This is a genomic window from Hymenobacter puniceus (assembly GCF_014333525.1).
In the GTDB taxonomy this organism is placed as follows: Bacteria; Bacteroidota; Bacteroidia; order Cytophagales; family Hymenobacteraceae; genus Hymenobacter.
Genome location: NZ_JACSCX010000004.1, coordinates 24167 through 46329, shown reverse-complemented (window position 1 = coordinate 46329; position 22163 = coordinate 24167). Strand labels below are relative to the sequence as shown.

Genomic DNA, 22163 nt, shown 5'->3' with positions numbered 1-22163 from the left:
CAAACGCGCGGCCGCTTACTGCGCCTGTTACCGTGCCCGCCGTGCCTGCACCAGCACCGGCGCCGCCAGCGGCGACTTTAGCGGCGCCCGCAGCCCGGTCCGGCGCAGGGTACGCACGGTCCAGTCGTTGCAGGTGCGCAGGGCGTGGTAGCGGCCGGCAGCCCGGAAAAAGAAGTCGTTTGGCGTGTAGCCGGCGGCGTTGCGCAGCTGGTAGTGCTGCAGGCTGTCGGACTGAAACGAGGCGGCCACTTGAGCTGCCAGCGCCTGATATTGCGCCACCGAAATGCGCAGCGGCACCACCTGAGGCCCAGCCACCGGAGCCTGGCGGAGAAACCGCACGTGCATGAGCGTCGGCCCGGGCACCACGGCCCGCAGTACCACGCTGGGGCCGGGCTGCTGGTGGCTGTAAGAGGCCAGGAAAAATGCTTCACTGCCCCAGCCGAACGCGGCGTACTCGTAGCCGCTGAAGCGTGCCTGCATTCCCGAATCAGGCAGGTGACGGAGCCAGTTTACATCAGTGCGGGCGTCGCGCAATGGCAGCACCACATCGGTGTGCGTGCCATTCGATACCACAAACACGGCCACGCCATTGGGCGTCTGTCGGAACCGGCGGTTCACGGGCAGCAGTGCCCCGGTCATCAGCAACAGTATAAAGGCAGTGAAAGCAGCCGACATGCCTGCAAGTTCGGATGTCGTTCGGGATTTACTGCACCTTTATGCACACGCTGGTCACCCATCTTGGCCAGCGTCTCATGCAGTGGCACCACTGCTCCGTAGGCCGTGGTGCCACGTGTCAAAATGCACTATAGCTATAGCTAATTACCGCATTTTATTGCACGGTTTACTGTTATAGCTGTTTCCTGCTGACTACGAGCCCAGCCGCTGCGCCAGCACATTGGTGGGCTGGCTGCTACTGCGCTGCGCTACAGCCTGCCGGCTGCCTACCACTACCGGCTGCCCCGGCAACGACTGCAGCGTGAGGGTGCCCAGCTGCTGGCGGTTGTGTAGCGGCCGGAAAGCCACGGTAGGCTGCAGTGGCTGGTAGCCCAGCGCCGTCGACTGCACAATGTAGCGCCCCAGCGGCAGATATTTGAACTTAAAGTCGCCATTGGCATCGGTGGTGCCGGCGGCGGCTAGCTGGTGGTTGTCGGCGCGCAGCACCACCACATTGGTGTACGGAATGGGCTCCTGGGTGTCGCCGTCGCGGAGGCTACCGCTGACGGTGCCGTGGCCCAGCAGCTGCGTGGAAACCTGTAATACAGCCAGGGCGGAAATAAAACCAAGAAGGGAGCGGTTCAACAAGGACGTTTTCATGATACTCAGAAAGGTTGGAAAGTTGGCAAGGCGCTGCCCGTCGGCCGGCCCAGATGGGCCCGCGAAAACCGGAAGCAATGAAAAATGTAGGTGGAATGCCCGGCACGCAATTGACGTAGACCGGGGCGAAACCCCGCCACCTAAATCGGCGGGACAACTACGGCAGGCAGTAAAAACAGCGCCCGGCCGGGAGCGGTGAAGCGTAAAAGAAGCAGCTGATCTTCTGCGGTATAGATGAGGGGCAGGAGCAAAAGGATGCCTGAAAAGCAGAGAAAAATTTCAGGTGCCTGCCGGAGTGGAGCGGCTTGCCCCATTACGCGGTAGGTTCAGACTAGCCACCGAAGCCGCCACCACCTTTCGGGCCTCCTTCGATGCGGCCCGCTTTGGCTTTGCTGGCGCCCACGTACCAGGTGAAGCCCAGCCAGGCCACGCGGGATTCCGGCTTGGAGTAATAGTTCGAGGTCAGTTCCGGCGAGTCGATGATGGTGCGGTAGACCTTGGTGTTGAGCACGTCGGAGACGCGGAAGGTGAGGGCGGCACGGTTCTGCCACAACCGCTGGCGCAGTGCTACATCAATGGCTCCTACAGCCCGGCTGCGGCCCTGAGCGGTCAGCTTCGCCGATTCCCAGGAGCCCGTGAGCTGCATATCAAGCGTAGGCAGCGGCGTGAAATTCTGGGTGAGGCGGCCGGTGCCCACCAGCGCCTGACGTGCCCCGATGTTGGAGGCGTTGGTTTGCAACTGCGTGCGATACGCCGAGCCCGTGGCCTGCACGCGCCACCACTTCGTCAGGGGCTGGCTCCAGGTCATTTCCAGGCCTACATTGGTGGTGGTACCTGAGTTGCGGTAGGTTTCGGCCAGCACCAGGCCGGCAGCGGGGTTGAGGCGGGTAGCGGCCGTATCCACAAGGCGCAGGCGCTGGATGGCCTGGGTGGTGTAGCGGCCGAAAAGGGTGCTGGTAATTTCGGCGCCGCCGGGCAAGCTCAGCTGGTGGTTCAGCTCCAGGTTGTGGCTGAACTGGGCGCGCAGGGCCGGATTGCCGAGGCGGTAGAAGCGCGGGTCCTGATAGAGCGGCACGGCCAGCTGCTGCATGAAGTTAGGCCGGTCGAGGCGGCGGGCGTAGCTGAACTGCAGGCGCTGCGGCTGCTCGCCGCCGCTGGCGGAGTCGGTGCGGCCCAGGCTTTTGCTCAGGCTGGCCGTCGGAAATACACCCAGATAATCGAGCTGGAAGCCACCGGCGCCGCCTACTACGGCCCCGCTGGTATTGGTGTACTCGGTGCGCAGGCCACCTTCCGCGTTCCAGCCTTTGCCCCAGCGGCGCTGGCCGGTGATGTAGGCGGCGGGCACCAGCTCCTCGAAGTTATACGACAGCGAACGGGCCGCGTCGCGCACGTATTCGGTGGGGTTGTCCGTGGATTGGGTGAGCAGGTCGGCAATGCCGCGGCTGGTCTGGCGCTGCACTTTCAGGCCGGTTTCCAGCTTGCCCTTGCCACTCGGGAGTGGGTGCACGTAGTCGAGCTGCGCAAACTGCATTCCCAGGTTTACATCCATTTGCTGGCGCCAGCCGCGCAGGCCGCCTTCGCTTAGGGTTTGCGTCACGGGCACATCGGCGTCAACCAGCACGGCCCCGGCCACGGCCGTCAGCTCACGGCCCTCGTGGGCAGCCCAGGTGCGGCGGTAGCTGGCCGTGTTTTCCAGCACACGCACATCCACTTTCATCAGCTGGGTGCCCTGCTGCGAGGTGGCCGGCAAGCCGGGGCGCTGGGTGCTGAGCAGCATTGTGTTGCTGTCCACTTCCCGCTGCAGCGTCGGCGACACGTTCACGCTCAAACTCTGCTCTTTGCTTATCTCGTAGTCGAGGCCGAGGCGCAAGCTGTGCGAGTTGTCGTTTTCACGGTCGAGGCCGGTTTGGCTGGTCTGGATGAGGTCGGAGCCGACGCGGGCCGTTTGCTCGTTGATGGTGCGGTTGCGGTAGTTTTCGTCCTGGCGGTCGTAGCTGGCATTCACGGTCAGCGGGCCCCGGTGGCGGCTCAGGTTCAGGCTGGCGTTGTACTTGTCGCCGGTGCCGCCCAGTAGGCTGGCTTGGCCGTTGATACCATCCTTGCCGTTTTTCTTCATAATAACATTGATGACGCCTGTGCCCTGCGCATCGTATTTGGCCGAAGGATTGGTGATGACCTCAATCCGGGCAATTCGCGACGATGGAATCTGGTCGAGGCGCAACCCCGGGCTGCCGTTGGAGCCGCCGGCGGGCTTGCCATCAATCAGGATGGTCAGGTTCGAGGAGCCGCGCAAACTCACAGTGCCGTTGGCGTCCACGGCCACGGAGGGCACGTTGCGCAGCACATCAGTAGCCATGCCACCCACGCTGGCCAAGTCTTTCTCTACGTTGATGATGCGCTTGCCGGGCTCATTCTGCACCGTGGCCCGCTCGCCGGTTACGGTCACGCCCTTGAGCTGCGTGGCGGTCGGAACCAGTTTCAGAGCGCCCAGCCGCACGCTGGGGGTGGCACCGTTCAGCGCCACCGTCCGCCGAAAGCCCTGGTAGCCAATGGCCGAGGCTTTCACTAAATAGGAGCCCAGCCCCAAAGAGGTAAGCTCGAATGCGCCGTTTTCGCCGGTTTGGGCGCCACTCACAAACGTAGAGTCCTGGGCCCGCAGCACTACTACGTTGGCAAATGGCAGCGGCTGCCCGCTGGTCTGATCGAGGAGCGTGCCGGACACGGAGCCGGCGGGCTGTTGGGCTGCTGCGGTCAGCGGAGCAAGCATAGCGAGGAATCCAAGGCCCGCGAGGGTCCGGCTGAAAGGCGTAGAGGAAGTCATGGGGAGTGGTGAGTTGGAAGACAAACCAGGCAAAGGGGTGCCGTTCCAGGCGGCCGCGGTTCCGCTGGGTGGCTGTTTGCCCGTGACAAAGGCACGAAAAGGAGGGGTGACAATCAGGCAATTGCCCGAGGCACCAGAAAGCCAAAACACGGCGGCAGCAGCGGGAAACACAGGTTTCTGGCGGGCTGCCAACTCCCGGCCCGGTTAGCGCGGGGGTGTCTGGCGGCTGCCGCTGGGGGCTTCGAATCAGGAGAAGCCGGGGCGGCAGGGAGATTTGCTACTTAATGATCCAAAGGTAGCAAAAGGTACTATGCGACGCAAGGTACTGGATAGATTATTTTTGTGTTACGCGGTTGTTGGGTTGTAAATAAGCAGGGTGGGAGCAGGCAGCGCAGCTAGCCGGCAGGCAGAAAAGCGGCCTTATTGAAGCTGCAGGCCGGTTTTGTCAGAGGTAATAGGATAGATGCGGGATAGAGGCAAAGGGTAGCCTGGGACTGATAATTTATTTACCTCAAGTTCCGTAGTAATTGCGTAGCGGCGTCAGGTTTGTAGATACTAATGGGGAATAACAGCTGCGTAGCGGCGTCAGATTTCTCAGTAACCCGTCGCCGCTACGCGACTTATTCCAGCTAATGCACCGATTGACTACCCATCTTTCCCCGCTACGCCGCTGCTCTATAACTTGGGGTATTTGCTGCTCCTGCATTGTTGCCTGCATTAAGCAGCCGGGACAACTGAAAAAGAGCCGGAGATTATCAGCGAAGCAGTTAGTTGCCTATCGGCACCAGGCCTGATTTATCAACACACTACAGAGCACTTGCCTATAGCTAACACATTAAGCGTGGGTTGATACCCAACAATAAAGACTCCGTCGGAACTGCGTAACAACAACGAACACTTGTCCGGATTCGGACACTATATGGCTAAGCAAATTCCTGGTGTTTTACTGTAAATAATTGATAAACAATTAATAATGATTATGGCACGGCCGTTGGCTACGTCAGGCAGAACCCTTTCTCTACCTGTACGAAAATGGACAGAGCCATTTCCCAAGCCACCCAAAAACGTCGCCAGCGTCGCCGCTGGCTGCTGGGTGCGGGGTTGCTACTGCTGCTAGTGACGAGCCTGCTGGCCTTCCGCACGGTGCTCCAACCCAGCCTCAGCCGCAACAGCATCCTCACTGCGCGCGCCGAAACCGGCGACGTGGAGGCTTCCCTCACGGCGGCCGGCGTCATTATTCCAGCCCACGAAGCGGTGCTGACCAGCCCCATCCAGAGTACCATCCGGCGGGTGGCAGTGGCGGTGGGCAGCCGGGTTCAGCTGGGCCAAACGATTCTGGAGCTGGATCGGGAGCTGACCACCACGGCCCTGGCCAAGCTCCAGGACGAGCAGCAGCAGCACCGCAACAAGAATAGCCAGCTCCAGCTCAGCCTCGAAAAAGCCCTCAACGACCTTCGCTCCCAGGAGCAGGTGCAGCAAGTGAAAGTGCGCAGCCTGCAGTCGGCCCTGCGCGACGAGCAGTATCTGCTGAAGATTGGGGGCGGTACCTCCGAAAGCGTCCGCCAGGCCGAGCTGAACCTGCGGGTGGCCCAATTGGAGCAGCAGCGCCTCCGGGAGCAGATCCGCAACCAGCGCGCCGCCAATGCCGCCGACGTGCGCGAGTTGGGCTTTACGCTGCAGATTCAGGACCGCAGTATTACGGAGCTGGCCGGCAAGCTGGCGCAGGCCAACATCAGCAGCCAGCAGCCCGGCGTGCTGACCTGGGTGAACGAAGACCTGGGCACAACGGTGCAGGCCGGCGACCCGCTGGCCCGCGTAGCCGACCTGAGCCGCTTCCGGGTGCGGGCCACTATTTCCGACTCCTACGCCGATGCCCTGCATTTGCAGGACCCGGTCGTGGTTCGCATCAACGGCACCGATTTGCGCGGCACTATCAGCACCATCAGCCCGGCCGTGGAAAAGGGCGTGGTAACGTTTTATGCCGCCTTGCAGCAGGACCATCACCCGGCCTTACGCGCCAACCTGCGCGCCGACGTGTTTGTGGTGACAAAAGCCCACCACAACGTAGTGCGCCTCAAAAACGGACCGTTTTACCAAGGCGGTAAGGAGCAGGCAGTGTTTGTGGTGAAGGAAGGCAAAGCCACTCGCCGCACCGTGCAATTCGGGGACAGCAACTTCGACTATGTGCAGATAACCAGTGGCCTGCAGCCCGGCGAGGAAGTGGTGGTGTCCGACACGAAGGACTATGCCGATACGCCCGAACTCACCCTTCACGACTAACGGCTATGCACCAGCTTTTCTCCACCCTGGCCGCCTGGGCTGTAGAGACGCGACACTTCGCGTCTCCCGTCAGAACGACCCCGCCAAAACAACATCAGCACGCACTGAAACGCGAAGTGTCGCGTCTCTGCATTGGGCTGATGGTGTTACTCCCGATGCCCGCGTTAACTCAGCGCCAGCCGCCGGCTGTGTCGTTGCCACAGGTGATTGAGTTGGCGCTCAGCCAGTCGGCGGTGGCCAAACAGGCTGCTACCAGCCGCGACCAAAGCTACTGGCAGTGGCGGGCCTATCAGGCCAACTACCGGCCCCAGCTGGGTCTGCAGGGTACCGTGCCGGGCTTCAGCCGCGTGATTACGCCTGTGGTGCAGCCCGACGGTACCACCAACTTCCGGGCTGTGCGCATCAACAACTCCAACCTGGCCCTCACTGTCAGCCAGAATATCGGCCGTACCGGCGGGCAGGTGTTTGTGGCCTCCGAGGTGCAGCGCTTCGACGACTTCAACGGCCGCCTGAAGCGCTACAACAACCAGCCCGTGTCTGTTGGCCTCACCCAGCCCCTCGGCAGGTTCAACGGCCTGAAATGGGACCGGCAGATTGAGCCCCTGCGCTACGAGGAAAGCCGGCGCCAGTACGTGGAGGAGCGCGAAACCATTGCCCAGCGCATCACGGAGCTATATTTTGACGTGCTGCAGCAGCAGGTAAACGCCGAAGTAGCCGGCCAGAACGTGCAAGCCAACGAGGAGCTGCTGCGCATCGGGCAGGAGCGGTATAGGCTCGGCCGCCTCTCCCAGAGCGACGTGCTGCGGCTGGAGCTGAACCTGCTGAACGCCCGCCAGGCCGTGTCTCAAAGCCAGCTCGATGCCCGAAATGCGGCCGTGGACCTGCAAAGCTACACCGGCCTGCGGGCGGAGCAGCTGCGCTTAGCGGTGCCCGCCGCCGCACCGCGGTTGGTGGTGCCGGCTGGCCGGGCGCTAGCTGAGGCGCAGCAGAACCGCAGCTTGGTGCTGGCCTTGCGGCGTCGCCTGTTGCAGGCCGAGCGGGAGGTGGCTCTGGCGCGGGGTACCACTGGTTTTCAGGCTACGCTGGCAGCCAACCTGGGCTATGTAAACCAGGCCGGCAACCTCTGGGACACTTACCTGGCTCTGCAAAACCAGCAGCAGGTGCAGCTCACGTTTGCGCTGCCGCTTCTGGACTGGGGGCGGCAGAAATCCATCGTCAAAACCGCCGAGCTGACCCGCCGCCAGGTGCAAGCCGAGGTGGCCCAGGACGAAGCCAGCTTTGCGCTCAGCGTAGAGGTGCAGGCCGCGCAGCTCACCACCCTCAGTCAGCAGCTGGAATTGGCCACCCGCGCCGATTCGCTGGCCCGCCAACGCTACGATATTGCCCAGGCCACCTACAAAGTCGGCCGCATCAGCCTCACCGACCTCACCATTGCCTCCGCCGAAAAAGACCAGGCCCGCCGCGCCTACATTCTGGCGCTGCGGGCTGCCTGGGTGGCCCACTACCGCCTGCGCGCCCTTACTCTCTACGATTTCGAGCAGCAGCAGCCCCTGGCCGCGCAGTAGCGCGAAGCCGTTGCTTTGCGCCCGCCCCGAACCTGCAAAAAGCCTGCAACCGAACACCATGTCCGGAAGCGGACACATTTTGCGGCGGGTGTGATAGTAGGATAGATCGTAAGTATCTGACTTAATGAATCTTGAATAATTGGCATTCAGCTTGGCAGGGCTACCACAATCCGGTATGCTTACTGCCCGCAACCGGACAACCTCCTCTCACTACTTCCATGGAAAATATCCTCGCCTCGTCTACCGCTCGCCCCACCGCTTCGGCGGCCCAGTCCTCGACCCGCCCGCCCGTGCTGCAGCTGCGTAACATCGAGAAAGTATACCAGACCAAAACCATCGAAACGGTGGCTTTGCACCAGGTAAACCTGACCATCGGTCAGGGCGAATTCGTGTCGGTGATGGGGCCCAGCGGCTGCGGCAAATCCACGCTGCTCAGCATTATGGGGCTGCTGGATGAGCCTACCAGCGGCGAGATTGAGCTGGATGGCCGCCCCGTGCAAAGCTACTCCGACCGGGAGCTGGCCGCGCTGCGCAACCAGAAAATTGGGTTTGTGTTCCAGAGCTACCACCTCATCAACGACCTCTCGGTGCTCGATAACGTGGAGCTGCCGCTGCTCTACCGCAGTGGCGTGAGCGGCCGGGAGCGGCGGGAGCGGGCGTTGGCGTCCCTGGAGCGGGTGGGGCTGGGGGCGCGTACCAAGCACTTTCCCGGCCAGCTTTCGGGCGGGCAGCGCCAGCGCGTGGCCATTGCGCGGGCCCTGGCTGGCCGCCCCGAGCTCATCCTGGCCGACGAGCCCACCGGCAACCTCGACTCGGTGATGGGAGAGGAGATACTAGACCTGCTGCTGCACCTCAACCGCCACGAAGGCACCACCATCGTCATGGTCACTCACGACGAGCAGCAGGCCCTGAAAACCCAGCGCCTCATCCGCTTCTTCGACGGCAGCCAGGTTTCCTAGAACGTTGCTAGCTGCACGCCGCTGCCTGACCGTCATGCTGAGCTTGTCGGAGCATCTCTACCGCTTCGTTGCAATGCTATTTGGTTAGTCAGAGGTAGAAATGCTTCGACTACGGCTGCGCACCCTGGCTTTATGCGCCACATGCTCAGCATAACGGCCCCTCAACTTCTAATTAAGAACCGATGCTACTTTCTTACCTCAAACTTGCCTGGAAAGTCCTGCTACGGCGCAAGTTCTTCACCTTCATCAATCTGTTCGGCGTGAGCTTTACGCTGATGATTCTGCTGGTAGTGATGGCCCTGGTAGACCACGTGGTGGGGCCCAACATGCCGGAAAAGCGCATCGACCGGATGCTGTTCGTGAATACCATCCGGCAGGAGCTGGCGGACGGCCACGGCTGGATGAACCGGCCCGCCAGCGTGCATTTCGTGGATACCTACATCCGCCGGATGAAGACGCCGGAGAAAGTAGCCCTGACGTCGAATGTGTACGATGCCACGGCTTTCACCAAAAACGGCTTGCTCCCGCTGGATATCCGCTACACCGACGGAAACTTCTGGCAGATCATGGACTTTGCGTTTGTGGGCGGGCGTGCATTCACCGGGGCCGAGGTGGCGCAGGCCCAGCACGTCTGCGTCATCAACGAAGCCACCGCCCACAGCTATTTCGGCACCGCCGACGTGGTGGGGCGCACCATGGAAATAGATCTGAAACGCTACCGCGTGGCCGGGGTGGTGCGCAACGTGTCGGCGGTGCACATTGCCTCCTACGCCGATGTGTGGGTGCCCTACACCCTAAGCCCCTCACTGGTGCGCGACAGCAGCATCGGGGGCGAGTTTCTGGTGGTGCTGCTGGCGCCCACGGCGGCGGCGGCCCCGGCCATGCGCGAAGAATACCGCCAGATGGTGCAGCGCGTGGAAATTCCGAATCCCAAGGAAGTGAAGGCCATCTATTCCTACGCCGACCCCATGCTGGCCACCTTCACCCGCGCCCTCCACATCACCCGGTCCGTAGGTTCCGGCAACTCCCAGACCCTCGACGACGACAACGTGGGGGCTTTCTACCTGATTTGTACCGTGCTGGGGCTGCTGTTTATGCTGTTGCCGGCCCTGAACCTGGTGAACCTGAACGTGACGCGCATTCTGGAGCGCTCCAGCGAGATTGGCGTCCGGAAGGCCTTTGGGGCTACGGGCCGCAACCTGGTGGGGCAGTTTCTGGTGGAAAACGTGGTGCTGGCTGTGGTGGGCGGATTGCTGGGTTTGGGTCTGGCCGCCGGGGCGCTGGCTTTGCTCAACCAGGCTCACGTGGTAGCCTACGCCCAGTTCAGCCTCAGCTGGCGGGTGTTTGGCTGGGGGCTGGGGCTGGCTCTGCTGTTTGGGCTGATGAGCGGCGTGTACCCCGCCTGGAAAATGTCGCGCCTCAACCCCGTAGTGGCCCTGCGCGGCAGCGGCGAGCAGAAATAAAGCGTGATACAGTGGTCTGGTGACGTGGCGAATGTCGCTCACCATACGTCCGCTAAGTCACTCCACCAGTTCACTACATCACCACTTGGCCTCATGCTTCGTCATCTGTTTAAACTTATCTGGAACCGCAAGCGCAACAACCTGCTGCTGGTGTCGGAAATCTTCTTCTCGTTCGTCGTGCTGTTTGCCGTGGGCACCATGCTCATCACCTTCGGTACCAACTTTCTGGCCCCCCACGGCTTCAACTACCAGCAGGTGTGGCGGCTCGAAATCAGGGCCGGCCAGAACGCAACCATGCCCCGCACTGAGCTAGACGAGGTGCTGCGTCAGGTACAGGCCCTGCCCGGTGTCCGGCAGGTGGCCCTCGCCAGCGACAATATGCCCTTTGTCTTTCGCACCAATACGTCCGCGTTTAGCTACAAAGGCCGCAAGTCGGAGCAGTCGAATATATACGACGCCGACGACCAGTACGCCCGGGTAATGGGGCTGAAGCTGCGCGAAGGCCGCTGGTTTGCCAAGGCCGACGATGGCAGCCACCACCGGCCGGTGGTCATCAGCCAGGATTTGCGCGAAGCCCTGTTTGGCAACGAGCCGGCCTTGGGCAAAATCTTCTACTGGGCCGAGCCTGGCCCCGACATCAAGCCCGAAGACGAGTTTCAGGTGATGGGTGTGGTGGAAAACGTGCGCATGGAAAACGACTTCGGCCCACCTGTACCCTCCCTCTGGAAACGCCTGCTGCCTTTTGACTCGACGCGCTGGGAAACGGCCAACGTGGTAGTGCGCGTGGCCCCGGGCGCGGGCGGGGAGTTGCAGGAAAAAATAGCCCGCACCGTGGCCGGCGTCACGCGCCAGTGGACCACCATGGTGCGCGTGGTGGACGAGGACCGCCTGCACAAGCGCCGCTACACCATTGTGCCGACAGCGGGGCTGGCGCTGGTAAGCCTGTTTCTGATTGTAAATGTGGCCTTGGGGTTGTTCGGGGTGCTGTGGTACAACATCAGCCAGCGCCGGGCCGAAATAGGCCTGCGCCGGGCTATGGGGGCCACCGGCGCGGCCATCAGCCGGCAGTTTCTGGGTGAAATGCTGGTCGTCAGTACGCTGGGCGTGGTGCTGGGGTGTTTGCTGGCGGTGCAGTTTCCCTTGCTGGGGGCGTTTGAGTTGGAGCCAAAGTTTTACCTGGCTGGTACTGCGGTGGCGGGTGTGGCCGTATACGTCATCACGGCGCTGTGCGCGTTCTACCCCAGCCGGCTGGCAGCCGGCATTCATCCGGCGGTGGCATTGCGGGAAGAATAAAGCCTGCCAGCACAGAGTTATCTGACGATTTCCGTCCTTCGTCCTTGCCTTATGATTCTGATTATCGACGATGACATAGCCGTGCGCACCTCTTTGCGGCTGCTGCTCAAGCAGCGCAGCTATGCCTCAGAGGCCGTAGCCACGCCCCAGGAGGCTCTGCGGGTGGTGGAAAGTGCCCCGCCCGAGCTGGTGCTCATGGACATGAACTACTCCCTGGATACCTCCGGCCAGGACGGCCTGCAACTGCTAAATCAAGTGAAAAGGCTGCGGCCGGCCTTGCCGGTCATCCTCATCACGGGCTGGGGCAGCATTGCGCTGGCCGTGGAAGGCATGAAGGCCGGAGCCGCCGAGTTCATCACCAAGCCCTGGAACAACGAGGCCCTGCTGCAAACCATCGGCACGGTGCTGGCCCTGGCCGCCCCCGACGCGGCCGACCCCGCTGCCCTTAGCCGCCGCCAGCTTGATGCGCAGTATGATTTCCGCGCCATTGTGGGCCAGGATGCGCGCCTGCTGCACGTACTGCGCAGCGTGGGTCAGGTGGCAGCCACCGATGCCTCGGTGCTCATCGAGGGCGAATCGGGGACGGGCAAGGAGCTGATTGCCGAGGCCGTGCACCAGAACAGCCGGCGCAGTCGGCAGCCCTTCGTGAAGGTGAACCTGGGCGGCATTTCGGCTTCGTTGTTTGAGAGTGAGATGTTCGGGCACCGGCGCGGGGCCTTCACGGATGCCAAAACCGACCGCCAGGGCCGCTTCGAGCTGGCCAACGGCGGCACCATCTTCCTGGACGAAATCGGGGAGCTGGACTTGAGCAGCCAGGTGAAGCTGCTGCGCGTGCTCCAGGACCGCACCTACGAGGTGCTCGGCGACAGCAAGCCCCGCCGCCTCGATATCCGCGTGATTTGCGCCACCAACCGCAACCTGGCCGAGCTGGTGCAGCAGGGCCGTTTCCGCGAAGATCTGTTCTACCGCATCAATCTGATTACGGTGCGCCTGCCGGCCCTGCGCGAGCGGCCCGAGGATATTCCGCTGCTGGTGCAGCACTTCGTGGACGGGCTGCGCGCCACCTACCACCGCCCGGCCCTGAAGGTAGGCACTCGCGCCCGCCACTGGCTGCAGGAGCAGCCGCTGCCGGGCAACATCCGGGAGCTGAAAAACCTGGTAGAGCGGGCCGTGCTGGTGTCGGGCAAGGACGAGCTGGGCCCCGAGGATTTCCAGGCCCAGTTTCAGCCCGCCGCGCGCGTAGCTGCCGCCAGCGAGCTGCCCGAGCCCGGCACCATCACCCTCGACGAACTGGAAGCCCAGATGATCCGCCGTACCCTGGAGCACTACGGCGGCAACATCAGCCGCGTGGCCAAAGCCCTAGGCTTAAGCCGCGGCGCGCTCTACCGCCGGCTGGAGAAATACGCCATTCCGTTCGACGCGGAGTAGGAGCGAGGCGGCCCAGTAGCAACCCCAAAACGTCATGCTGAGCGCAGGGCAGCGGAGTCGAAGTATCTCTACCTCTTGCTAATCAAGGTAATTGCAACGAAGCAGTAGAGATGCTTCGACTCCGCTGCGCTGCGCAGACGCCAGATGAAGCATGACGTTCTTTGTTCTCCACGCACACTAATGCCTTATGTCCCTGCGCCTGCAATTCATCCTCTTCGTTGTCATTCTCCACGGCGTGCTCATCGTGCTGGCGGCGCAGGTGCGGACCACGAATGCAGCGCTGTTTGTAGGGTTGGAAGGGCTGCTACTGGTGAGTCTGGGGCTGTCGTGGCGGCTGTACCGAGGCTTTGTGCGGCCATTGCAGCTGATTGCGGCCGGCACCGAAGCCATCCGGGCCCAGGACTTCTCCCTGAAATTCCTGCCTGTGGGCCAGCGCGACATGGACCAGCTCATTGACGTATACAACCACATGCTTGACGCGCTGCGGCAGGAGCGCATCACGCAGCACGAGAAAAACCATTTGCTGGAAAGCCTGATCCGGGCCTCGCCGGCCGGGGTGCTGCTGCTGTCTTTCGAGGGGCAGATTGAGGGCGTAAACCCCGCCGCCGAGCGGATGCTCGCGCAGCCCGCCGCGCAGTTGCTGGGCCAGCTGCCCGCCCACCTGCCCGGCGACTGGGGCCCGGCCCTGGCGGCCCTGAGCGAAACGCAGCCCCAGGTGGTGCAGCTCTCGGGCCTGCAGACGTACCGGGCGCACAGTTCGCGGTTTATTGATCGGGGCTTCACGCGGCGGTTTATTGTGCTGGAGGAGCTGACTCAGGAGTTGATCCGGCAGGAAAAGCAGGCCTACGAGAAGCTGATCCGAATGATGGCCCACGAAATCAACAACTCTATCGGGGCCATCAACTCCATCTTGCAGAGCTTCCACCACTACGCCCCCCAGCTGCAGCCCCAGGACCAGCCCGATTTCCAGGAAGCCCTTGACGTATCCATCGGCCGCAACACCCACCTTGCCAACTTCATGGCCAACTTCGCCACCCTCGTGCGCCTGCCGCCCCCGCAGCCCAAGCCCACCAATATGCACGAGCTACTGCGGACCACGGCGCGGCTGCTGCAGGTGCAGGCCGAGCGCCGCCGTATCCGGTGGCACTGGGAGCTGGCACTCGCGCCGCTAGTGGCTGAGGTAGACCCGGTGCAGCTGGAACAGGCCCTGCTCAACATCTGCAAAAATGCCCAGGAGGCCATCGGGGAAGACGGTAACATCTGGGTGCATACCCGTCAGGAGCCCGCGCAGCTCATCATCGAAAATGACGGTCCCGGCCTGGCGCCCGAGGTGCAGCGCCGTCTGTTCACGCCCTTCTTCAGCACCAAGCGCGACGGCCAGGGCATTGGCCTCACCCTCACCCGCGACATTCTGCTGCAACACAACTGCCGCTTCAGTCTTGAAACGAAGCCCAACGGCCGCACGGCGTTTACCATCTGGCTGTAGGGCGAACTTTGTAGTGCGCGTCCTCGCGTCGTTCAGCGTGATTCATCTTATTAGCGTAGGTACGCGAACTGCAAAATTCGCCCTACTGACCGCTATTTCCGCTTGACAGGAGCGGCGGGCTTGCGGCTGGGCATGGGCCGTACGGCCGGAGTGGCTGTGCCTTCGGGTACCACTTGGCCGTTGCGGTAAGTGGTTTTCTGCTGCACGGTTTTGCCATCAGGACCGAAAGTGGTCCACACGCCCGATTCTTTGCCATTGCGGTAGAAGCCGGTGGTTTCCGGGGTGCCATCTTCGCGGAGCTGGCGGAAAGGTCCGGTCTTGAGCCCCTTCACGTAGGTGGTTTCCGCCTTCAGCTTGCCCGATGCATAAAATTCCTGGCCGAGGCCGGTGGGTTTGCCGTTTTCGTGGAGCAGCTTGCTGAGCACCGTGCCGGTGGGCGAGTAGCTCAGCTTTTCACCGGCCAGGCGCCCATTCGCATACGTTTCCTGGGTGGCGGGCTGCTTGCCGCCGGGATGGAAGGTGCGCCACTGCCCGGCCGGCTGCCCGTTCTTGAACTGCTGCTCGGCTTTCACGGTGCCATCCTCGAAATAGGCCGTCACTTTCCGGTCACGGCCCTGGTTGGCGTGCTCGATCTTCTGCTCCGGCTTCCCCGATTCGTAAAAATCCTCCTGCGTGCCCGTCAGCACGCCTTGGCGGTAGGTCATTTTGCTTTTGATGGCGCCGCTTTCGTAGTAGGCTTTGGCGGGGCCTTCGAGGTTGGAGGTGCCGCCGGCCAGACTGCGGGCCTGCTTGGTGAGGTCGTCGCCGAGTGGGTTTTTCACGGCGCGGCCCGCGAAGGTGCTGGCTACGTAGCTGCCTTCCGTCTGGAGTTTGCCGGAGCGGTAGTAGCTGCGGTAGCTGCCCTTGCCCGACTTATCGGCCAGCACTTCGGTTTCCACCTGGCCGTTGTCGTAATAGGTTTTGTAGGGGCCGGCCAGCAGGCCGCGGCTGTAGGTGGCTTCGCTCTGGAGCTGGCCGTTGGGGTAGTAGGTTTTGGCCGGACCATTGGCCTGCCCGTTCTGGTAGGTGATTTCCACCTTGGGCTTGCCCGACGGATACAACTCGCGCACGGCGCCGGCGGGCTGGCCGGCGGCCAGCGTAGTTTCCAACTTCACTTCGCCGTTGGGGTGGTAGTAGCGCAGCGTGCCGGTAGGCTGGTCGTTGTCGTAGGTGCCTTCCTGGGCGGGTTTGCCGTTGTCGTAGTAAGTTTTGAAAGGCCCCTGGCGCACGCCCTGCTGGTACGTGACTTCCAGCCGGCGCTGCCCGCTGGGGTGAAACTCCACGTAGGTTGAGTCGCGCTTGCCTCCGGCATAGCGGGTCTGAGCTTCCAGCTTGCCGGAGCGGTAAAACCTTTTGTAGGGCCCTTCCATCAACGTGTCGCCGGCCACCACGGCCGAGTAAATTTCGCGCTTACGTGTGTTGGTGGAGTCGAAATAGGTGGTGAAGCGCCGCATCTTCTGGGCCTGGGCCGTGGTAGCGGCCGTGAGCAGGAGCAGGGCAATGGCAATTCTTTTCATAGCGGCAAGAACGAAAGTCCGGGTGAGATAGTGCAGCCGCAGGTTTTCTGCGCCGATGCACTAAGGCGGCACCAAGGCACGCAGAGTGGTTGAGATTTCCAAAAATATCCAGCCAAACATAAGGCCCTGCCGCTTCAGCGCGGCAGGGCCTTATGTTACTTCGGAAATCGACTACAAAATCCGTGAAATCCGAATAATCCGGTTAAATCCGTGATTAGAGTTTCTCCAGCACGATGCTGCTGGCACCACCGCCACCGTTGCAGATGCCGGTCACACCGATTTTGCCGCCTTCATTCTGCAACACGTTCAGCAGCGTCGTCACGATGCGGGCACCGGAAGCGCCTAGCGGGTGGCCCAGGCTCACAGCACCGCCATATACGTTCACGTTTTTGCCTTCCAGGTTCAGCAGCTTGTTGTTGGCCAGCGAAACCACTGAGAAAGCCTCGTTGATTTCGTAGAAATCCACTTCGGAAGCTTCGAGGCCGGCGTGTTTCAGCGCCTTCGGAATAGCCAGCGAAGGTGTAGTGGTGAACCACTCAGGGGCCTGCTCGGCATCGGCAAAGCCGCGTACGATAGCCAGCGGCTTCACACCGAGTTGCTCCGCCTTTTCGCGGCTCATGAGCAGCACGGCAGCCGCGCCGTCGTTAAGGGTGGAAGCGTTGGCCGCCGTTACAGAGCCTTCTTTGCCGAAAGCCGGTTTCAACGCCGCAAACTTGCTGAAATCAGCCTTGGTATACTCCTCGTCGTCGCTGATAACGGTTTCCTTGCCGCGCACCGTAATGGTTACGGGCACGATTTCGTCTTTCTTCTTGCCGGCCTGGGCTGCGGCGGCGCTACGCTCGTAGCTCTGCTGGGCAAAGGCGTCCTGATCTTCGCGGCTGATACCGTAGTGAGTGGCAGTACGGTCGGCGGCTACGCCCATGGCGAAGTCGTGGTACGGGTCCCAGAGGCCGTCCTTCATCAGGCCGTCAATCATCTGGCCGTGGCCGTATTTAGCCCCAAAACGCGCTTTGTCGAGGTAATAGGGCACGTTCGACATGCTTTCCATGCCACCGGCTAGCACCACATCAGCCTGGCCCAGCATGATGGCTTGTGCGGCAAACATAATGGCCTTCGAGCCTGACGCACACACTTTATTTACCGTAGTGCACTCCACAGTATCAGGCAAGCCGGCTTTCTTGGACGCCTGGCGCGCCGGCGCCTGGCCCAGGTTGGCCGAAATAACGTTGCCCATAATCACCTGCTGCACTTCCGATGCGTCAACACCCGCTTTGTCCAGCGCGCCTTTCAGCGCAATGGCGCCCAGCTCAATAGCCGACAGCGAAGCCAGGCTGCCACCAAATGAGCCGATGGGCGTGCGTACGGCCGATACAATTACTACTTCTTTGATTTGCATAAAACGGGGGTGGGGGTTGGATTGGAATGTGCCGGTAAAGGTACGAGTGATTGGCAGATGTGCCGCCCGGTACCAGTCTACCACGCTGGTTTGCTGGGGTCGGGCTTGGTAGTGGCCGGGCGCGGCAATTGCTGCAGGTACTGCTGCTCGGCTGCGCTGAGGGCTTCCAAAATCTGCCGGGCCTGGCCGCTGCTGAGGTTCATTTGCTGCAGGCGGGCGCGCTGGGTTTGCAGCTGTGCCTCGCTGGCGGTGGCGGTTTCGGTGCCGGGCTGGCCGGTGGTGCCCCCAGCGGTGGCTGGGTTTTCAGCAGAACTGCTGAGGCCGCGGGTGTTGCCGGGTTGGCTGCCTTGTGCAACGCTGCGCTGCATGCCTTGGCCTGGCCGGAAATTGCCACTGGCACTATTGCCGGGCTGCGTGCTGGACTGGCTTGGGTCGCGCTGGCCGTTGGGGTTGCGTTGGGGCTGCGCCGGATTCTGCCGGTCCTGGGGCCGTTCGGGGTCGTCAAGCTGGCCCGATTGGTCCTGGCCGGCGCGCGGCTGCGGGGCAGAGCTTTGGCCGGCAGCACGCTCGGGCCGGCTATTGGTGCCGGAAGAAGCGTCGGCCGGCGCTGGCGGCGGAATAGTGGGATCCTGCTGGCGCCGCGTCAGGTAGTCGCTCACCACCTCATAGTTGTAGCGGGCCACTGCATTGGCTGGATTGGTTTGCAGCGCCTGCCGAAGCAGGCCGAGCGCCTGGGCAAAGTCACCTTTGCGGGTGGCCAGCAAGGCTAATTGCTGCTGGGCAGCGCTGCGCACCTCAGTGGAGCGGCTGGTTAGTAGCTGCCCGTAAGCAGCCCGGGCCAAAGAAGTTTGGCCGGCGCGCGTACTGGCATGGCCAAGGTTCAGTAGAATAGCTTCGTCTGTGGCGCCAAGCTGCTGCACGGCTTTATTATATAGTTGAGCAGCCTGCGCAAAATCGGCGCGGCGGTAGGCCCGCTGAGCTAGCGCTACAGCCTCGTTGCGGTCATGAATGCTGCTTAAACTGCCCCAACCTCCCAGAATCGTTACCAGAAGAAGCCCCGCGTACTTCATAGCTTGATTACGCGAACAGTGAGTAGAATGTCCAGAGCCATCAGGGCCAGCGCCAGGGCCAGCGGATAGCGGTATCGGTTGTCGGCTACTGACACGGTGCGTACTTGCTCCGTCTGGCCCTCCAGCCGGTTCAGCGCATTCACCAGCAACGGAAACTCGTCGCGCCGGTCAGACAGCTCGAAATATCGTCCGCCGGTTTGTTCGGCCAGTCGCTGTAGCGGGGCAGGAGTGAGGCGGCTTACAGCGTCGCGGCCCCGGGCGTCGCGCACGAAGCCGCCTTTCGCGCGCGGCAGCCGGGAGCCATCCAGTGTGCCCACCCCAAGAGCAAACAGGCGCACGCCGGAGCGGGCCAGCAGCCGGAGCGTTGGCTCCAGGTTCTCCCCAAAATCCTCGCCGTCGCTCACCAGAACCAGCGCGGTGGCACGGGGAGTCGTAGCTGGTAAGTTGTTGAGGCGAGCCAGTACTAGCTCCAGCGGAGGGGTGAGGTCGGTGGTACCGCCAGGCACTAGGTTGGTTTGCAGCGTACTCAGAAACAGTTGCAGCGCACCTTGGTCGTACGTCAGCGGGCATTGTATGTAAGCTTCCGCGGCAAACACAATCAATCCAATCCGGTCAGCCTGGAAGCGGCTTGCTAGTTGAGCCAGCTCTGCTTTAGCTTTCTGTAGCCGGGTAGGCGCTATATCCGGGGCGTCCATGGAGCGCGACAAGTCTACAAGCAGCCATACATCTTTGCCAGTAGTGCGCACTGGCTGCCGGGTGAGCCCATAGGCTGGCCCCAGCAGAGCCACTCCCAGTAAGCCCACGTACAGGAAACGAAGAGCTAATTTCCAGCTCAGCCGCCAGCCCTTCTGGTTGAGTGGCGCCGCCAACCGGCGTGTACGAAAGATGAATCCGAGGTAAAGCGCAAAAAAAATACTGAGCGCCGCAGCCTCTTTCCACGACACAGAGTAAGCCCAGTTTAGCATGATGAAAGAGCAGGCAACGAAATGAATATCATGCGAAAAGCAACGCAGCTAAGGTAATGGCGTCAGGCAAAGATAGCCGTTGGCGCAGCCTGATGGGTAAGGGTTGGTTCGACCAAGTTGAAGATATTTTTTTTGATGAAGGGGTGTTTATCGGTTCTCCTAGTATATTTGCACACTCTTCAGCCGGAAGAGACCACCACTGGAGAGGTGGGTGAGTGGCTTAAACCAGTAGTTTGCTAAACTGCCGTAGCTCTAAAGGTTACCGGGGGTTCGAATCCCCCCCTCTCCACAGTTCTTTTAAGATGAGGAATTGAGAAGCGGCAATGTCAATTGCTTTCGAGATGAGTATCTCAACCTCTCAATTCCTCATTCTTTTTTCGGGGTGTAGCGTAGCCCGGTATCGCGCCTGCTTTGGGAGCAGGAGGCCGCAGGTTCGAATCCTGCCACCCCGACCGTCGAATAGCCGTCAGCCCACCTCTGGGGCGGGCGGCTATTTGTTTTTGACCCCGTAGCTCAGCTGGATAGAGCAGCTGCCTTCTAAGCAGCCGGTCATGTGTTCGAATCACATCGGGGCCACATTTACAATCAGCCACTTAGCTTGCTAGCTGAGTGGTTTTTTATTGATGCACACAACAGCGTGTATTCTGCATTTGAACTTGAATAACTGTTTAGTGGAAGCAGATATTCATGTGTTGGCTGTTCTTAAAGTAGTATTAAATAGGTACGTCGTATCGTTTTACTGCTCATAAAGTAGAGCATGCCGTAGTCGTTGGTTTCCTCGATGCATGAATTGAGCAATGACTAAGCTGCGCAGCAACATGATAACAGCATCCCGGAAGTAGTTAGTGGTGGCTCAAGAAAGCGTGATGCACAGATAAGTTGCCTGGTCAGATGCTGATAGATAGTTTGTGTAGCGGTTAATTGAAAACTTAACACCTACATAGCATACTCCAACTGTCGGGTGTTACCGTGCCAGAACCAGTGTTTGGCACAGGTGACCTATTTATACCACTCATGCCGGGCCATTGGGTAGGCCCACGTTCAGCGGTAATGTAGCTTCGGCGCCACCTACTGCTACGTGTGGGGTGGTGGTCAAATGACTCTAAGTGGCTCAATGTGTCTGATGCATTGGTAAGGTTGTTTTTCAACTGCCCTTGTAGCGGATGAGGTTGACTGTTCGCTAGTGAGAGGATGAAATGCTTCAGGAATTCCACTATTAATATTTATCTATTCATGAGTCGAAGGAATGAATAGCTACTGCTATATTTGAAGAGTATATTTGAAACTTTTTAATGTGCCAAAAATACTGTCGGCTTCTTTCTAATGTACGCCCTAGTATGCGCTACACCTTTAGTTTTTCCGGTTTGTGACCAGGTCAATAATTTCAACGTCTGATACAACTCCGCTTTTACGCATTGCCTTTGTCAGTTCTTGCACTGGAGATTGGGGGGGGAGTGAAGAATTGTGGGCTGGTACTGCACTCTTTCTAGCGCACGCTGGTCACACCATACAGGCCTTCAAGACCAATGTAGATAGCAGGCAACCACGCTTGAGGGCTTTATCTGCTGCCGGATGTGTGATAACAGAGCTTGATCCGGTACCTACGTTGCGTCGGCGTATAGTCAACCGGATGCTTCCCTATCGTCGACAGTATACTCAACGCAGAACTGGTCAGCAGATTCTGCGAAAGGGCTTGGACGCTCTGCAACCGCATCTTACAATCATCTCACAGGGGTCCAACTTCGATGGATTTATCTTTGCTGATGTTTGCCGCCTTCGAGGTTTACCTTATGTCTTGTTATCGCAGAAGGCTATCGATTTTTTCCTGCCGCCTTACTTAGAGCGGCTGCGGGTACAACAGGCTTTTCGGGCCGCTCAGCGCTGCTTGTTTGTGTCGCGTCATAACCTGACAATCACGCAACTGCAACTGGGTATGCTGTTGCCGGGCGCGGAAGTTATATGGAACCCGTTTAATGTTCCTTTCCAAGGGGAGTTGCCTTGGCCAACTCCTTCAGCCGATAGGCTGGTGCATGTGGCCTGTGTAGCCCGCCTGCACGTGGCCGACAAAGGGCAGGACTTGCTATTACAAGTGCTTTCCCAATCCAAATGGCGGAAGCGGGCCTTGCATGTTACTTTATATGGAAGCGGGCCTGACGAGCCTGCTCTGCGTGAAATGGTTGATTTTCTGAAGCTAGGTAGCCATGTCAGCTTTGGAGGCCACGTAGCCGATGTAACGCATGTCTGGAGGAAGCATCAGGCTCTGATTCTCCCATCCCGCCACGAGGGCCTGCCACTGGCACTGGTGGAGGCAATGCTTTCGGGGCGACTGGCAATTGCTGCCGATGCTGGTGGTATAGGAGAGCTGTTGGTTGATAACGAAACGGGTTTTCTGGCGACGGCGCCAACCATCCAGGCGCTAGACGAAGCGTTGGAGCGCGCCTGGGCTGCTCAGGCTAGCTGGCCACAGATTAGTGCAGAAGCGGCCCGGCGTGCCCGTGCTATGGTTCCCGCTGATGCTGCAGAAGTGCTGGCACACAAACTAGTAGCTATAGCGCAAGAAGGTTGAC

Annotated in this window: 15 protein-coding genes and 3 tRNA genes; 11 read left to right on the top strand and 7 right to left on the bottom strand. The window is 60.7% G+C overall.

All coding sequences use genetic code 11. The annotated features are described in order from the left end of the window. Positions 1-27: 27 nt before the first annotated feature. The 3 genes from H8B14_RS12510 to H8B14_RS12500 form a co-directional block, all read right to left on the bottom strand. Entirely contained in the window at positions 28-675 is a 648-nt protein-coding gene (locus H8B14_RS12510) for a DUF2459 domain-containing protein (RefSeq protein ID WP_187315990.1), read from the bottom strand. Positions 676-867: 192 nt separating this feature from the next. Then, positions 868-1314 (bottom strand): carboxypeptidase regulatory-like domain-containing protein, encoded by a 447-nt coding sequence (locus H8B14_RS12505; protein WP_187315989.1) that lies wholly within the window; start codon positions 1312-1314, stop codon positions 868-870. A 331-nt stretch (positions 1315-1645) separates the two neighbouring features. Continuing rightward, a complete protein-coding gene (locus H8B14_RS12500; RefSeq protein WP_187315988.1) occupies positions 1646-4081 on the bottom strand; it encodes an outer membrane beta-barrel protein in 2436 nt (811 codons plus the stop codon). Positions 4082-5167: 1086 nt separating this feature from the next. Between H8B14_RS12500 and H8B14_RS12495 the strand changes: the two genes are divergently transcribed. From H8B14_RS12495 to H8B14_RS12465, 7 genes are all read left to right on the top strand, one after another. Continuing rightward, on the top strand, positions 5168-6415 hold the full coding sequence (locus H8B14_RS12495; protein ID WP_187315987.1) for an efflux RND transporter periplasmic adaptor subunit: 1248 nt from the start codon (positions 5168-5170) through the stop codon (positions 6413-6415). A gap of 155 nt (positions 6416-6570) precedes the next feature. After that, positions 6571-7980 carry a TolC family protein gene (locus tag H8B14_RS12490; protein WP_187315986.1) on the top strand — a complete coding sequence of 470 codons (1410 nt, stop codon included), beginning with the start codon at positions 6571-6573 and terminating at the stop codon, positions 7978-7980. A gap of 290 nt (positions 7981-8270) precedes the next feature. Continuing rightward, the gene (locus H8B14_RS12485) at positions 8271-8939 is read left to right on the top strand and encodes an ABC transporter ATP-binding protein (RefSeq protein WP_315984831.1); all 669 of its coding nucleotides are present in this window, start codon (positions 8271-8273) and stop codon (positions 8937-8939) included. A 182-nt stretch (positions 8940-9121) separates the two neighbouring features. Further along, complete coding sequence (locus tag H8B14_RS12480; RefSeq protein WP_187315984.1) at positions 9122-10402, top strand: ABC transporter permease; 1281 nt, start codon at positions 9122-9124, stop codon at positions 10400-10402. Positions 10403-10495: 93 nt separating this feature from the next. Further along, positions 10496-11695: an ABC transporter permease gene (locus tag H8B14_RS12475; protein WP_187315983.1), complete on the top strand. Its 1200-nt coding sequence runs from the start codon at positions 10496-10498 to the stop codon at positions 11693-11695. Between the two features lie 51 nt (positions 11696-11746). Then, positions 11747-13123 carry a sigma-54-dependent transcriptional regulator gene (locus tag H8B14_RS12470; RefSeq protein WP_187315982.1) on the top strand — a complete coding sequence of 459 codons (1377 nt, stop codon included), beginning with the start codon at positions 11747-11749 and terminating at the stop codon, positions 13121-13123. Between the two features lie 187 nt (positions 13124-13310). Beyond that, positions 13311-14609 (top strand): sensor histidine kinase, encoded by a 1299-nt coding sequence (locus H8B14_RS12465; protein ID WP_187315981.1) that lies wholly within the window; start codon positions 13311-13313, stop codon positions 14607-14609. 92 nt (positions 14610-14701) lie between these two features. Here the strand turns inward: H8B14_RS12465 and H8B14_RS12460 are convergent, their stop codons facing one another. The 4 genes from H8B14_RS12460 to H8B14_RS12445 all read right to left on the bottom strand — a co-directional run bounded on the left by H8B14_RS12460 (position 14702) and on the right by H8B14_RS12445 (position 19596). Beyond that, positions 14702-16165 (bottom strand): toxin-antitoxin system YwqK family antitoxin, encoded by a 1464-nt coding sequence (locus H8B14_RS12460; protein ID WP_187315980.1) that lies wholly within the window; start codon positions 16163-16165, stop codon positions 14702-14704. A gap of 214 nt (positions 16166-16379) precedes the next feature. Continuing rightward, a complete protein-coding gene (locus H8B14_RS12455; protein ID WP_187315979.1) occupies positions 16380-17561 on the bottom strand; it encodes an acetyl-CoA C-acyltransferase in 1182 nt (393 codons plus the stop codon). 77 nt (positions 17562-17638) lie between these two features. Beyond that, positions 17639-18631: a tetratricopeptide repeat protein gene (locus H8B14_RS12450; protein ID WP_187315978.1), complete on the bottom strand. Its 993-nt coding sequence runs from the start codon at positions 18629-18631 to the stop codon at positions 17639-17641. Then, positions 18628-19596: a vWA domain-containing protein gene (locus H8B14_RS12445; RefSeq protein WP_187315977.1), complete on the bottom strand. Its 969-nt coding sequence runs from the start codon at positions 19594-19596 to the stop codon at positions 18628-18630. The genes H8B14_RS12450 and H8B14_RS12445 overlap by 4 nt, the downstream gene beginning before the upstream one ends. Positions 19597-19797: 201 nt before the next feature. Between H8B14_RS12445 and H8B14_RS12440 the strand changes: the two genes are divergently transcribed. The 4 genes from H8B14_RS12440 (at position 19798) to H8B14_RS12425 (ending at position 22162) form a co-directional block, all read left to right on the top strand. Further along, a tRNA-Ser gene (locus H8B14_RS12440) sits at positions 19798-19885 on the top strand. Positions 19886-19974: 89 nt separating this feature from the next. After that, positions 19975-20048, top strand: a tRNA-Pro gene (locus H8B14_RS12435). A 50-nt stretch (positions 20049-20098) separates the two neighbouring features. Then, positions 20099-20172: transfer RNA gene (locus H8B14_RS12430), tRNA-Arg, on the top strand. Positions 20173-21289: 1117 nt separating this feature from the next. Continuing rightward, entirely contained in the window at positions 21290-22162 is an 873-nt protein-coding gene (locus H8B14_RS12425) for a glycosyltransferase (protein WP_187315976.1), read from the top strand. Position 22163 lies beyond the last annotated feature (1 nt).

What these genes read in the sequence shown, in the direction of transcription:
- H8B14_RS12470 (WP_187315982.1), top strand. Translation starts at nt 11,747, where the DNA reads ATGATTCTGATTATCGACGATGACATAGCCGTGCGCACCTCTTTGCGG.
- H8B14_RS12450 (WP_187315978.1), bottom strand. Translation starts at nt 18,631, where the DNA reads ATGAAGTACGCGGGGCTTCTTCTGGTAACGATTCTGGGAGGTTGGGGC.
- H8B14_RS12465 (WP_187315981.1), top strand. Translation starts at nt 13,311, where the DNA reads ATGTCCCTGCGCCTGCAATTCATCCTCTTCGTTGTCATTCTCCACGGC.
- H8B14_RS12455 (WP_187315979.1), bottom strand. Translation starts at nt 17,561, where the DNA reads ATGCAAATCAAAGAAGTAGTAATTGTATCGGCCGTACGCACGCCCATC.
- H8B14_RS12490 (WP_187315986.1), top strand. Translation starts at nt 6,571, where the DNA reads ATGCCCGCGTTAACTCAGCGCCAGCCGCCGGCTGTGTCGTTGCCACAG.
- H8B14_RS12505 (WP_187315989.1), bottom strand. Translation starts at nt 1,314, where the DNA reads ATGAAAACGTCCTTGTTGAACCGCTCCCTTCTTGGTTTTATTTCCGCC.
- H8B14_RS12495 (WP_187315987.1), top strand. Translation starts at nt 5,168, where the DNA reads ATGGACAGAGCCATTTCCCAAGCCACCCAAAAACGTCGCCAGCGTCGC.
- H8B14_RS12480 (WP_187315984.1), top strand. Translation starts at nt 9,122, where the DNA reads ATGCTACTTTCTTACCTCAAACTTGCCTGGAAAGTCCTGCTACGGCGC.
- H8B14_RS12445 (WP_187315977.1), bottom strand. Translation starts at nt 19,596, where the DNA reads ATGCTAAACTGGGCTTACTCTGTGTCGTGGAAAGAGGCTGCGGCGCTC.
- H8B14_RS12510 (WP_187315990.1), bottom strand. Translation starts at nt 675, where the DNA reads ATGTCGGCTGCTTTCACTGCCTTTATACTGTTGCTGATGACCGGGGCA.
- H8B14_RS12475 (WP_187315983.1), top strand. Translation starts at nt 10,496, where the DNA reads ATGCTTCGTCATCTGTTTAAACTTATCTGGAACCGCAAGCGCAACAAC.
- H8B14_RS12500 (WP_187315988.1), bottom strand. Translation starts at nt 4,081, where the DNA reads ATGCTTGCTCCGCTGACCGCAGCAGCCCAACAGCCCGCCGGCTCCGTG.
- H8B14_RS12460 (WP_187315980.1), bottom strand. Translation starts at nt 16,165, where the DNA reads ATGAAAAGAATTGCCATTGCCCTGCTCCTGCTCACGGCCGCTACCACG.